The organism is Rhodococcus ruber, assembly GCF_027270735.1.
Lineage (GTDB): Bacteria > Actinomycetota > Actinomycetes > Mycobacteriales > Mycobacteriaceae > Rhodococcoides > Rhodococcoides rubrum_A.
Genome location: NZ_JAPWIJ010000005.1, coordinates 43,983 through 56,273 on the forward strand (window position 1 = coordinate 43,983; position 12,291 = coordinate 56,273).

10 protein-coding genes are annotated in these 12,291 nt (G+C 62.1%); 2 read left to right on the forward strand and 8 right to left on the reverse strand.

Translation table 11 applies throughout. The features are described 5' to 3' along the window. Positions 1–78: 78 nt before the first annotated feature. From O4220_RS12620 to O4220_RS12630, 3 genes are all read right to left on the reverse strand, one after another. Positions 79–771, reverse strand: a complete 693-nt coding sequence (locus O4220_RS12620) for a TetR/AcrR family transcriptional regulator (protein ID WP_269604688.1) — start codon at positions 769–771, stop codon at positions 79–81. Between the two features lie 12 nt (positions 772–783). Further along, complete coding sequence (locus O4220_RS12625; RefSeq protein ID WP_269604690.1) at positions 784–1,794, reverse strand: alpha/beta hydrolase family esterase; 1,011 nt, start codon at positions 1,792–1,794, stop codon at positions 784–786. 208 nt (positions 1,795–2,002) lie between these two features. After that, positions 2,003–2,842 (reverse strand): MerR family transcriptional regulator, encoded by an 840-nt coding sequence (locus tag O4220_RS12630; protein WP_269604692.1) that lies wholly within the window; start codon positions 2,840–2,842, stop codon positions 2,003–2,005. A 1,285-nt stretch (positions 2,843–4,127) separates the two neighbouring features. Between O4220_RS12630 and O4220_RS12635 the strand changes: the two genes are divergently transcribed. Then, positions 4,128–5,114 (forward strand): quinone oxidoreductase family protein, encoded by a 987-nt coding sequence (locus tag O4220_RS12635; RefSeq protein ID WP_269604694.1) that lies wholly within the window; start codon positions 4,128–4,130, stop codon positions 5,112–5,114. 539 nt (positions 5,115–5,653) lie between these two features. Next, positions 5,654–6,085, forward strand: a complete 432-nt coding sequence (locus tag O4220_RS12640) for a hypothetical protein (RefSeq protein WP_332112816.1) — start codon at positions 5,654–5,656, stop codon at positions 6,083–6,085. 239 nt (positions 6,086–6,324) lie between these two features. On the opposite strand, the gene O4220_RS12645 is transcribed toward O4220_RS12640, so the two are convergent. The 5 genes from O4220_RS12645 to O4220_RS12665 form a co-directional block, all read right to left on the reverse strand. Continuing rightward, positions 6,325–7,188: a helix-turn-helix transcriptional regulator gene (locus tag O4220_RS12645; RefSeq protein WP_269604698.1), complete on the reverse strand. Its 864-nt coding sequence runs from the start codon at positions 7,186–7,188 to the stop codon at positions 6,325–6,327. A gap of 14 nt (positions 7,189–7,202) precedes the next feature. Beyond that, positions 7,203–7,955: an SDR family oxidoreductase gene (locus tag O4220_RS12650; protein ID WP_269604700.1), complete on the reverse strand. Its 753-nt coding sequence runs from the start codon at positions 7,953–7,955 to the stop codon at positions 7,203–7,205. A gap of 889 nt (positions 7,956–8,844) precedes the next feature. Beyond that, positions 8,845–9,147 (reverse strand): WhiB family transcriptional regulator, encoded by a 303-nt coding sequence (locus tag O4220_RS12655; RefSeq protein WP_269604703.1) that lies wholly within the window; start codon positions 9,145–9,147, stop codon positions 8,845–8,847. Positions 9,148–9,236: 89 nt separating this feature from the next. Beyond that, positions 9,237–10,541: a metal-dependent hydrolase family protein gene (locus O4220_RS12660; protein WP_269604706.1), complete on the reverse strand. Its 1,305-nt coding sequence runs from the start codon at positions 10,539–10,541 to the stop codon at positions 9,237–9,239. A gap of 25 nt (positions 10,542–10,566) precedes the next feature. Further along, a complete protein-coding gene (locus O4220_RS12665; protein ID WP_269604708.1) occupies positions 10,567–12,228 on the reverse strand; it encodes an alpha/beta fold hydrolase in 1,662 nt (553 codons plus the stop codon). Between the last annotated feature and the right edge of the window lie 63 nt (positions 12,229–12,291).

A 12,291-nucleotide genomic window follows, 5' to 3' on the forward strand; every position in this document is an offset into this window, starting at 1 on the left:
GGCCCCGATCTGTTTGCGTGCTTGGACGCGACCGACACGTTCCTCGGCAGTCGTAGTGTCAGGTCGAACGGACGCGGTTCAGCTCGGTCCGACGGTCCGATCACCGGCCGTCTGCAGCGACGCTGTCAGCCCACCGGTGATGAAATCCCGGTACAGTTCCACAACTCGTGAACGCGGAACGTCGGGATTGGCGATCCACCAACGACCGAGCTGTTCGCCCACTCCACTGACGGCATAGGCGAACGCGTCGTCCTGCTCGTGGTCGGCCGCCGAAAAATGCCGAAGCATCTCCGCAATTCTGTCGATGGTGTGACGCCGCATCTCGGTGAGCTGCTGGGACAGCTCTTTCGACAACGCCGTGCTCGGGTTGAACAGAACCATCCACCGCTGAGGGTCTCGCTCCAGCATCGAGAACAAGATGTCGCCCGCTCGCTCCATGACTGCCTCGACACCGGCCCCGGCCGAAATCATGATCTCGGGCTCTCGAATCTGCAGTTCCAGCTCGGTGCGCGCACGGCGAACACATTCGAGAAAAACGATGTCCTTCGTCGGATAGTGCGCGTAGACCACGGGCTTGGTGACGCCGGCCTCGCGGGCGATGTCTTCCATCGACGTGCCCTCGAAGCCGGAAGTTGCGAACAGCTCCTCGGCGACGTCGAGCAACTGGTTCGCGCGGGACTCACGGGACATGCGCGTTCGGCGCTCCACGGGGTCTCGACTGGTCATTCTGGCGACGCCCTCCTGAACGGTTCCGCGGTGGCGATCGGTCATGACCGAATCGTGTCATGAAAGCTCCCGATCGGCGGCGAAGTCCCACATGATCCGGGCGAGGTCCGGGCCGTCGTTGTCCACGAGCGGACCACTGCCGGGACCCGGCCATGTGTGCCCCATCCCTGCGACGAAAATGTACTCGATCAGTGAGTCACCGCCTTCCTCCGGGAAGTACGAACGGTGCGTGTACGGCTTCAGTCCCGGCAGAGCGACTTCGACGGTCTCATCGGCCGTGTCGTTCATGTCTCCGTCGAGAACGCCGTTCAACGCGAGATCGTCGATGGTGGCCCAATGAGTGACGAGTCGATCCGCAAGGAACGGCGGCACCGGCTCGTCCAGATCACCTTGCGCCACGAGGACCGGTACGGGCCGCGCGCGGTTACCCATCTGTGCCCATGCCCGCTTCGCGGTGTCCACCGGACCTACCTCGTCTGGATTCAGCGGGTTCGCTTCGTTGACAGCGTATTCCGCACCGGCCATCGATGTGACCGAGGCAAAGAGATCCGGGTAAGTGACACCCATGATGACGGCGGTACCTGCACCGGAGGACGCACCGTTGACGTGCACCCGTCTTGGGTCGGCCCCGTAGTCGGTGACCACTTGCCGGGTCAGTCCTGCAATCAGAGAGGGTTCGCCGTAGCCACGACGCTGATGCTCGGGTTCGTCACCGTTCCAGCAGTTCAGTGGAAGCCCGCGCAACAGATCCTGCGTCGGATAGACCACGATGAAACCTTCCTCGTCGGCCACCGCATTCAGGTTCGTCAGATCCTTCATCGAATTGAAACCGAAACCGGTCATTCCGCAACCGTGCAAGGACACGACCACCGGAAGTGGCTGTCCCGCAGCAAAAGCCGGTGGCAGATGGACCTGATAGGAAAGCGTGCCTTCGGCGCTGGTGTAGGATTTCGTTTCGTCCACGCCCACTGGATCGACGGCGGGGGCGGCTTGGGCCGACACCGAACCGCCCGTCGTAGCGAACAGCACTCCGATGGCCAGAGCCGTAGCCATCCTCCGCGGGCTCATCGGAGGACCTCCGTCTGCACGACTGCCGCGCACCCCATCGCACTAGTGAACGTTTCCTTTGTTGGCACCGCGACTCCCGACGTTGAAGCGTGACTTCCGCATGTTATCTATACAAATCGTAATCTTAACTTTACGATTAGTAAGTTGTCAACGATCGCTGTCGAAGCGGGTTCCACGCGCGGTGCGATGTCGAGGAGATGCCGGTAAATCAGCTCGTGCCGAGCAAGTCGAGTTCCAGGGCCAATTCCATACACCGCAGGCGTGCCGGAGAAAAGTCGTAGGGCATCATCCGGACGGCATCGGTGAGACTCGTGGACCCGCAGGGCGAACCGGCGTCGGCGGGCTCGGGGTGCAAGTCGTTCCAGGCGTCGAGTCGCGCGTCGTCTGCCTGCGCCAGGCCGGAGCTCTCGATGACCGTGCGGAGGGCGGTCTCGAAGGCGTGCCGTTCGGCCGCCACCTCCGCCACGCGTGGGTCGTCGAGTGCCTCCTCGGCGGCATCGACACGGTCGGAATGCTCCCGCAGGTCCGGGCGGGCGGCCAACGCAATGAAACGCGACGCCTGAACGGACGCGCCGAGCGCGCCGAAAATTCGCTCGGTCACGAGCAGGGTGTCCAGGTCGTCTTGCCGCAGGGCCCCCTCGCGCAGGCCTGCGAGGCGGTCGCCCACGACATCGGAGAGCAGGCCCAACCTGCTCCCCCGAGCGCGCATGCGCTGCACGGCAATCCGTTGTTGCTCGAGTTCGGCCTGCCGGGCGACGAGGGCCCCTTCGAGCCGGTCCAGGATCTGCGCAACGTCGCTGTCAGCGGTTCCGGCTGCGACGGCGTTGCGGATGTCGTCGAGGGCGATGCCGGCGTCGGCCATCCGTCGGATCCACAGCAGCTGGATCATCTCGTCGTAGCCGTAGCGGCGGCGGTCGTCACTCCCCCGCTCGGGCTCTGGGAGCAAACCGATCTGGTGGTAGTGACGGATCGCCCGCGGCGTCGTACCGACGAAGTCTGCGGCACCCCCGATCGTGACTCGGCGTGGCGGGGTGAAGGACGAGAACATGTGTGGGGCCTTCCTCGGTGGGCGGATACGTCCACTGCACCACATGACGCTACGGAAGGTGCAACCCCGAGCCTGACGTGACGTCCTGTGACACAACAGGTTTTCCAGACATTCGGCTGAAAGCGTTCTCCATTGGCGGCGAAGCTCAACCTTACAGCGGCACTGGATATTCGAGCTTCCGTACCGTCAAGAGATGACTGCCTCGATGGAGGTTCGGGAAGACTGGGCAGTGTCACGACCTGTAGTTCTGGTCAGCGTGAGATCGTGATTGGCTTTCCTTCGTTCAACGACTGTATCGCTGCTGAGCAGACCAGTGCCGCTTCATAGCCATCTTGTGCAGTGGGGCAGTCTGTATGGACGCCGGTGGACGGGGCCGAATGAATGGCCGATGTCCACCGTTGGAGTTGGTCTGCTTTCATGGATAGAGCTGCGGCTGCCGAATTTGGGTCGTATCGGCGTCCAAAACCATCCACTGCCTGGCAACTCTGCTCTTCATCGTGGACCTGACGCTTCAACGTGACGCGTGAGACATGCCGGCACGCTTTCGCTCTGCCGCAGCCGATCGAATCGACCGCGATGCAGCGACTGTGCTTCGTTCCGGCAGATCCAGCCACGAGTTCGAGGACACGGTGATGCGGTGCTGGATCTGTGCAAGAACACGACGGGCGTTTCTTCGCTGGTTCGATGGGGCTAAGTGAGCGCGCCTTCAGTTGTGGGTAAACGCATGTCTTACAGTACGAATAGGCTGTCTGTTGTTTCAAGTACACCGTCTCGACGGTGCTTATCGTCGATGCTCCTGTGCTTGTGCGATCGATTTTGTGGACCCGACGACTCAGCTCTTCGACGCCGACAAGTCAAGAACGATGTCGGCGATCAGGTCTTCTGTCTACTCACCAATCCGCGGTACCCCGGGGCGCGAAAGTTTGCGCGCGGCTCCAGCGGCGACGCGTCGCGATCGATATCAACGAACCCGTCTTGCAACAATTGAACCGAGAATCAGAGCTCAGTGATGACGAAACCGATTCCGGCACTGCGGCAGACGCCGCCGTACCCGCGGCTAGTGTCCTCAACGGCCGAAGTAGCCTCCGCAGGGGCATTGCATTCTCCGGCGCGCGCCATCAGGGCGGGCTGCTGGGTACTCGACAGTAATGACCACTTAGAAACGACAAGTGGTCACACCGGTTGACGATGAGGCAGTGGTCGGCTCGGGACTATGGCGAATGGGACCGCCGAGCAAGTGCCGGAAACTCGCGGGGAATGCGACCAACCCCGCTCGGGCTGAACGTTGGACACACCGTACGGTTACACCTCAACGGTAAAAGGAGCACGACGAGTGAAAGCTTTCTACGTCCAAGAATTCGGTAGCGGCCAGATACACGACAATCAGGAAGATCCGGTTCCCGGCACCGGAGAAGTGATCGTGTCGGTGCAGGCGGCTGGCGTCGGTTATATGGACGTAATGATCGCTGACGGTCAGTACCCCCTCGTGACTGAGCCCGGCTTCGTCCTCGGTTCCGAACTCGCCGGACCTATCGTGAGCGTCGGTGCAGGGGTTCCTCCGGAGGTCGTCGGCAGACGCGTGTTCGCGATGACGACCACCCGCAGTTTCGCCCAACTATGCGCCGTCGATTACTCCTCGGCGCTGCCAATCCCGGACGGACTCGGATCAATCGAAGCCGTGGCTCTTGGCATCAACGCCCTTGTTGCGCAAGAAATCCTGGAGCGTGTCGGGGCTGACGGAACCTCTGAGGTTCTGGTGCGAGGAGCCAGCGGAGGCATCGGTCTTATGGCGACTCAGCTTGCGGCGCTGCGGGGCGCTCGGGTGACGGCAGTCACATCCACGGAGGACCGCGGCAAGCAGCTCCTCGAACTCGGTGCCGATCGGTACGTGTCACGAGAGGCTGCACGCACCCGCGGCAAGCGCTACGACGTCATCGTCGACACCGTTGGCGGCCCTGACATGCCAGCGTTCATCGAACAGCTCGCTGACAATGGTCGCTTCGTATTGTGCGGTGGCGTGGCGGGTGCCCCGCCCACGGATTTCGGTTCGACGCTCATGGCAAACTTTCACCGGTCGCCCAGTTTCCTGGCCTTCAGTCTCAACTCGGTGAATCTGCAGACCCTGCGCCACTCCGCGCAGGCAGTAATGGGGCTGGCGGTCGACGGATCGTTGCGCCCTGTCGTCTTCGCAAAACTCGCGCTGGACGACGCGGCTGAAGCGTTGGGCCTGCTGCGTACCGGCGTCTTCGGCAAGGTGATAATCGAACCCTAATCCGCTGAGGACAGCCGATTCAAGAGTTGTTCAGTCCGGCCATCATTGCCAGATCGAAGATCGTTGGCGCAGCGGGCGAACCGCCGCCGGATGGATGTCGGATTCTTCCACAGCGCGTAACGGGAACGCAGCAACGGCCGAGCAGGATCGATGGACACGGTTGAGCGTCGTCCATCGATCCACCCGTGTGATCGAGTGTTCCCTCCACGACGCGCGTCGGACCAAGCCTGACGGCGAACAGCATCGAGTGCCTCTGTGGCCCAACCGATTAAGCGGTTGATCGTCGAGATGCGTCGCGAGAAGCTGTCACTACGGTAGCTCTACCAGCGGGTCGTCACCTCCTACGGACACAGCACCGTGATCGGCACCCCTGAGATGCTCGCCGACCACATGCGTCTGTGGCGAGAGAAGAACGCCACCGCGTGCACGGAATTGCAGCCGAGGCCACGACCACTTTTCCAAGACACGACCTGATCCGCATTGACGCGCTGGACAAGTGGCCGCCGGAGGTCCCCGTCTTCTTTCATTCGTCTCCAATTATGAAACTGCAGAGACACTTTCGCCAAAGACTGGGCACACTATGCAGACGCACCCTCCGTCGCCGCGTGCCCGAACCGGGGGCGCGAACACTCGACTGTTCCGTAGTGGCAGGTGCCGCCAACAACGTCATCGCCGACGCGGCCGCGTCGGACGTCCTGCACGCACGCGGAATTCTGTACGCCCCCGACTTCGTGGCCAACGCCGGCGGTGCCATCCACCTCGTAGGCCGGGAGGTTCTCGGTTGGTCCGAGTCGGTTGTCCACGAGCGCGCAGTTGCCATCGGCGACACCCTGAACCAGGTCTTCGAGATCTCCGACAACGACGGCGTCACCCCGGACGAAGCTGCCCGCACACTCGCTGCGCGGCGAGCCCAAGACTTTACTGGCGCGGCCTACTCCAGTGCCCCCAGTCGGACTCGAACCGACACTTGACGGATTCAAGTCCAGGGAAGTGGATTCGCATGAGCTTCAATGGACTCGATATTTGTTTATCTGCAACGGTTTTCGTACATCGCCGTCCGAACGAGTCCATGCTCGACCGTACCGACTTGTGACACTCTCGTGACACCGAGCTACCGTCGGCGCTCCAACACCGGACAGCCGTGATCAGGCCCGGACAGCTACGGTATCGGGTGGACGGAGCGCGCCCGAACTCGAATCGCCCCTAGCGTTCACTGTGCCGGATCGCGCGCGAGATCCTGGGTTCCAAGGACGCGAAGCAGAGAAAGTCGCTCTCCCGTGACCGTGCCTGGGGTGCCGCGGAACAGCACCATCCGTTGCTGTGACGGTGGGCTGATCACGACGTCGCATTCGCAGTCGAGCACCCCCACGACAGGGTGGGCCAGCACCTTGCGCGTCGACGACGGTGCAGTGACCTCGTTGAGGGCCCACATTCCTTCGAATTGATCACTGTGAGTGCGCAGTTCGTTCAGTAAGTCGATGGCGGCCCGGTCGTCCGGACGGCGAGCAATCGCTGCGCGCAGGCCGGACACATACGAACGACCGAGCTGCTCGACGTCGTTCGGCTCGTAGAGCCGCGCGTAAGCAGGATCCATGAACCAATGCCACAGGAAGTTCGACCGCAGACCGGGCTCACCGACGAGCTGCCCGAGCAATGCGACGTTCAACGGATTTTGGCCCACCACGTAGTGCAAATCGTCGGCGATCATCGCCGGCACGCTCGGTGCGAGAACGTCCAGGACGGTCATCAGGCCCGGATCCGCATAGCCGAGGCTGACGAACGGTTCCGGCACGGGATGTCCGGCCAGAACGTAGAGGTGGTCGCGTTCGGGAATGGTCAATCGCAGTGCCCGGGCGACGGCACCGAGCATGGTCGCGGACGGTTGCGGGCCGCGCCCCTGCTCGATGCGCTCGTAGTAGTCCGTCGACATGTTCGCGAGCGACGCGACCTCGTCGCGCCGTAGCCCAGGGGCGCGGCGCCGCGGGCCGCTGGGCAAGCCCACATCTCCAGGCGCGAGGCGGTCACGACGCGCTCGTACGAATTGCCCGAGCTGTTCTTGTTGGAAACGCGGCATGGCTCGATTGTCCGCTAGTTTCGGTATCGGGCGCTCAGGGCTGCCAGGACTTCCTGGTAGCGACCCTCCGCTTCGGCGGTGCGTTGCCATTTCACTCGCTCGACGAGGATCTGCTCGGCATCGGGTTCCGACTCGAGCAGTGCCATGACCTCGTCGAGAAACTCTTCGAGCGGCATCGCGATCGGACTATCCTGCTGTCCCATCAAACTGGTTTGCGTTGCGGGCGGTACGAGTTCGATGACCTGCACGCCGGTCCTGGTGAGCTGCACCCGCAGGGATTCGGTGAAGGAGTGGATGGCTGCTTTGGTCGCGTTGTACGTCGGCGTGACCGGCAGTGGGACGTACGCCAGACCTGAGGTGACGGTCATGACGGTAGCTGTCGGTTGGGTCAGGAGTCCGGGCAGGAAGGCGTGGACGAGGCGAATCGGGCCGAGAAGGTTCACGGCAATGGTCCGTTCGGCTACATCGATCGACGCAGGATCCAACACGTCTTCCGCCTCCATGATGCCGGCCATCGCGACGAGTGCGTTCAGCGACGGATATCGCTCTGTGAGCGTTTTCGCCGCCGTTGCTATGGACCCGGCGTCGGTGGTGTCGATGTCGATGGTGCCGATGCCGGGGTATTCTGCCGCGATCTGCTCGAGCAAGTCGGTGCGGCGTCCACCGACGATGACTGTGTTGCCTTTGTCCTGCAGTCGCAGAGCAAGGCCCAGGCCGATCCCCGATGTGGCGCCGGGGATGAAGACAGTGTTTCCAGTGATGTTCATGGCTTCTACTGTGCGACAGAGTCAGCCAGGTAACCACGCACAGTTCAACCCCGGATCGGCAATCCGGGGTTGATGCGACGTGCACGTAGCGCATCGTCGAACCCGATGGCCCGGGCGGCTAGCCCGACCGGTATTGCATGTGTGCGTGTTGTCCATCGCTGGTGAGAATGGTCAGAACCTCGACCGGATCGTCGCCGTGGGCAACCCCAATATGACCGATCCACGCGGCCTTCCATTACTGAGGCACGAGAGTGACGCGCGCAGTAGTTGTGCCGAGTCCGTGTACGCCGGTTTGTGTCCAGATGGACCCTCACGAGGCAGTTGTGACAGCGTTGTGACACCGAACGACAAAGAGAGCCACAGACAACCGCGTGACCTGGGGAGATGAGATTTACGGCTTAAGAAATCGGCAAACCTCGCGGATCTGAAATCCGCTGTCTCGGTTGTCCATTCAAATCCGTGGAAGACCGCCGAAGTCCACGCTACCACGCCAAAAGCACTGTCCTAGTCCAAAAATCTGGATCCATATGGACTCTGGTGCCCCCAGTCGGACTCGAACCGACACTGTGCGAATTTTAAGTCCCTAGAAGTGAATTCACCTGAACTATGATGGACTCGATTTCTCTTTATTCACAACGCTTTTCGTACATCATTATCCGACTCGGTCCATGTCCGAACGTACCGACTTGTGACACTCTCGTGACACCGAGCTAAGGCCGGCGCTGCGACACCGGACGGGCCTGATCGGTGTCGGACAGCCACGGCATCGGGTGGACGGAGAGCGTCCTGGCGATCGACGCTCTGTGCGGACTCGTGACAACGAGCCTCATTCGTCGTGAATCCAACTCGGAATTGGCCGGTGCGCCCGATGCCTTCTGAGGCTCGCCCCTCAGTGCCACGTGGTGTGCACCGGGGCAGCTGCCGAGCCTTGTAAGCGTGTGGTGCGTTCGGCGAAAGACAGTCCACCCCAGATTCCGTGGCGTTCTGCGTTGGCTGTTGCGTAGTCGCGACAGGGGTCGCGAACCGGGCATGTTCTGCATATTGTCTTGGCTTCGTGCTCGCGGCTGCGGCGGGCGGATCTGCTTTCGGTCTCGGGTCCGAAAAAGACCGATGGGCCGTAGAAGCCGCAGTCACCGTGTTGTTGCCACTGCCAGGGTGTCGTGCTGGTCGACGAGGTCACACGAATGGTCATGGCAGCTTCCTCCCTCCATGCCGAGAACAGGGGTGGGCGCACGTAGGCGCTCGACCCCTGTTCTCGTTTTCTGGTGTTGCTGCCGAGTGTCAGGCGGGAATTGGAGTCCCGCGGTGGATCTCGTCGAGCTCGCGCGCTCGTGCTTCGGTGCCGGTGCTCGGATCCTTTTGGAAACGGCCACCTTTCATGATGCCGACGATTTTGGACTGATCCTGCAGGATCGTGATGTCCTCGAGCGGATCACCGTCGATGAGGATCAGGTCGGCATAGAAACCGGGCGCAACCTGACCGAGATCATCGGGCATACGCATGATCTGCCCACCCAGCGCTGTTGCCGCGAGCAACGTCTCCTTGGTGGTGTAGCCGAGAAGGTTGACGAAGTGCGCGAGATCGCGCGCGTACGTGCCGTGCGGTGTCCACGCAAATCCGTAGTCACCACCGGGTAGAACACGGATACCGCGGTCCTTCATTTTCTTCAACCCCTCGATAGCGCATTCGAGTTCGTGCTTGTACCCCGCTGCTTCGGCGGCCTCCGGTGGGTAGCCGAACGCGGCTGCATCCTCCAAAGTAGCTACAAGCCAATTCAATCCGGGTGCGACGAATACTCGGTCTTTCTGCTCTTCGAGCATATCTAGACCTTCTTCGTCGATGAACGAGGCGTGGTAGATGATGTCGACACCGTTGCGCAGAGACATCTTCACCGATTCACCCGAGCGCGCATGGGAGCAGACACGTAGCCCGCGGCGATGAGCTTCGGTGACAGCGGCGAGGGTCTCTTCGTCGGAGAAGTAGTTGTCCTCCGCGTGCTGATTGCCGGTGATCTCCTCACCGGACATCGACAGCTTGACCAGGTCCGCGCCCATTTCCACGTTGCGACGTACCTGTTTGCGCATTTCCTCGGGTCCGTCGGCGAAGGCGGTGATGCCATCGACCAGTGCACCACCGGTGACAGCGATTTCCTGACAGTTCGCCAGGTAGCGCGGACCGGGGATCTGACCGTCGTTGATGGCGTTGCGGATCACCACGTCCAGGCGTGGCTTTGCTGCAGCGGCACCGACGCACATGGTGTAGCCGGAGTCGATGTACGTCTGCGCCGACCGAGCGCACAGCAACGTGTGTTCCTCGACGCCCATGGTGCCGAGCCCGGGCAGATCAGCGGAGTTGACCCAGGAGAAGTGGGTGTGTGCATCGCAGAGTCCCGACATCAGGAACTTGCCCTGCCCGTCGACGACCCGCGCGCCCTCGTGCGGTAGATCGCCGGCACCCTTGCGGACCTCGACGATACGTTCGCCGTGAACGAGGACCTCGCCCTCGAACGGGTCGGAACCGGAAGAATCGAAAATTCGTACGTCGGTGAAGAGAACTGCCTGATCCGTGGACGGTGACGACGTCATTGTCGGATCTCCTTTCTGAGGAAAATCAGGGCTTGACCAGGAAGTCCTGGAGCCGGTGGGTGACCGAAGCGGGGTCTTCGAGCGAGTGCCAATGTCCGACGCCGTCGAGAACGTTCAGTTGGGCACTGGGGTAGATTCCGAGCAATTCTTCGTTGACCGCGACCGGGCTGACCTTGTCGCCGTCTCCGGTCAACAGCAGGACCGGGACGGAGATCGACGCGAAGTCCGGGTTCTCGGCCGCAGCGAGTGCTTCACAGGCAAAGGCATAGCCTGCGGGGTCCTGGCCGAGGAGCAATTCCCGAACTGCTGCAACGGTGACCGGCTTGCTCTCGTGCGTGGTCGACGACAGCGCCGCACCGAGAATGGTGTCGGCGACAGCAGACATTCCCCCTTCACGCACAGTGCGCGCGCGTGCCCGGGTCGCGGTCTTGGCGGCGTCGGGTTGCGCCTTGACCGGGCCGAGCAGAGCGAGCTTGCTGACGCGGTCCGGGTAGGTCGCAGCGAAGGTTGTCGCTACGAGAGTTCCCATCGAATGCGCAACCAGTGCTGTCTGCTCGATGCCCTCGGCGTCGAGCAAGGCTCTGAGTTCCTCGACCCACCCGGTGATCGAGTTGGGGCCGGCGACGGGTGAACGACCGTGTCCGGACAAGTCGTACCGCAGCACGGTGTGTGTTTCGGCGAGAGCGGCCACCTGCGGTTCGTAAACAGTGGTGGATCCGCCGAGACCATGGATGAGCACAACGGCAGGGCCGGTGCCGGTCTTCTCGACGAACAACCGGCTGGTGCCCGCGGTGACGAGATGATCGGGGTCGCTGGGTTCGCCGATGACATTGCGTAGTTCACCGAGCCCCGGCGCAGAGATCACGACCTCGTCCCCAGGGACGAGATACTTCGGAGGGTCGAAGCCGATTCCGACACCGACCGGAGTTCCGGTTGCGATGACATCACCTGCTTCGAGAGTGATTCCCGCGGAGAGGGTTTCGATGATCGTGGGGACGTCGAAGATCAGTTGCGAGGTGTTGGTGTCCTGGCGGAGTTCGCCGTTGACGCGGGTCTGTAGCTGCAGGTCGTCGATGTCGATCTCATCGGCGGTCACTGCCCACGGACCGAGCGGGCAGAACGTGTCGAGCGACTTGCCGATGAACCACTGCTTGTGATCACGCTGCAGGTCGCGAGCGGTCATGTCGTTGATCAGGGTGTAACCCCACACGTAGTCCAGGGCGTCCTCTTTGCTCACCTTCGATGCGCGTTTGCCGATGATGACGCCGATCTCGCCCTCGTAATCGAGCGCGGAGGTGATATCGGTATGGGGATCGATCGCATCTCCCGAGGCAATGACCGTCGCGGCCGGCTTGGTGAACACCACCGGATGCTGGGGAACATGCTGTCCATCAGCGGATCCGGTTGCGTCGAAGCCGCTCTTGGCGAACTCGGCTGCATGCTCGCTGTAGTTGCGGCCGACGCAGAACACGTTGCGGTGCGGGACGATCGGGGCCAGGAGCTTGCCGCCCTCGGCTGCTGTGGCCGCTGCCAGTCGGTCCGTGGCGGCCGAGCCTGCGTCGATGACCTGCTGCAGCGTAGTGATGGATTCGCCGGTATCAGCGAATCGGACTGCGCGGGCAGCCCCGTTCTCGTCGACGGCGCAGATCTGTGCGCCGGTTCCTGTCTGAATTCGTGCGAATCGCACTGAGCCTCCCAAACCAATGTGAACCAAACCGTTATTCGGTCCGTATTGGTTACGATAGGTTGA

What these genes read in the sequence shown, in the direction of transcription:
- O4220_RS12620 (WP_269604688.1), bottom strand. Translation starts at nt 771, where the DNA reads ATGACCGATCGCCACCGCGGAACCGTTCAGGAGGGCGTCGCCAGAATG.
- O4220_RS12625 (WP_269604690.1), bottom strand. Translation starts at nt 1,794, where the DNA reads ATGAGCCCGCGGAGGATGGCTACGGCTCTGGCCATCGGAGTGCTGTTC.
- O4220_RS12630 (WP_269604692.1), bottom strand. Translation starts at nt 2,842, where the DNA reads ATGTTCTCGTCCTTCACCCCGCCACGCCGAGTCACGATCGGGGGTGCC.
- O4220_RS12640 (WP_332112816.1), top strand. Translation starts at nt 5,654, where the DNA reads ATGAAACTGCAGAGACACTTTCGCCAAAGACTGGGCACACTATGCAGA.
- O4220_RS12645 (WP_269604698.1), bottom strand. Translation starts at nt 7,188, where the DNA reads ATGCCGCGTTTCCAACAAGAACAGCTCGGGCAATTCGTACGAGCGCGT.
- O4220_RS12650 (WP_269604700.1), bottom strand. Translation starts at nt 7,955, where the DNA reads ATGAACATCACTGGAAACACTGTCTTCATCCCCGGCGCCACATCGGGG.
- O4220_RS12655 (WP_269604703.1), bottom strand. Translation starts at nt 9,147, where the DNA reads ATGACCATTCGTGTGACCTCGTCGACCAGCACGACACCCTGGCAGTGG.
- O4220_RS12660 (WP_269604706.1), bottom strand. Translation starts at nt 10,541, where the DNA reads ATGACGTCGTCACCGTCCACGGATCAGGCAGTTCTCTTCACCGACGTA.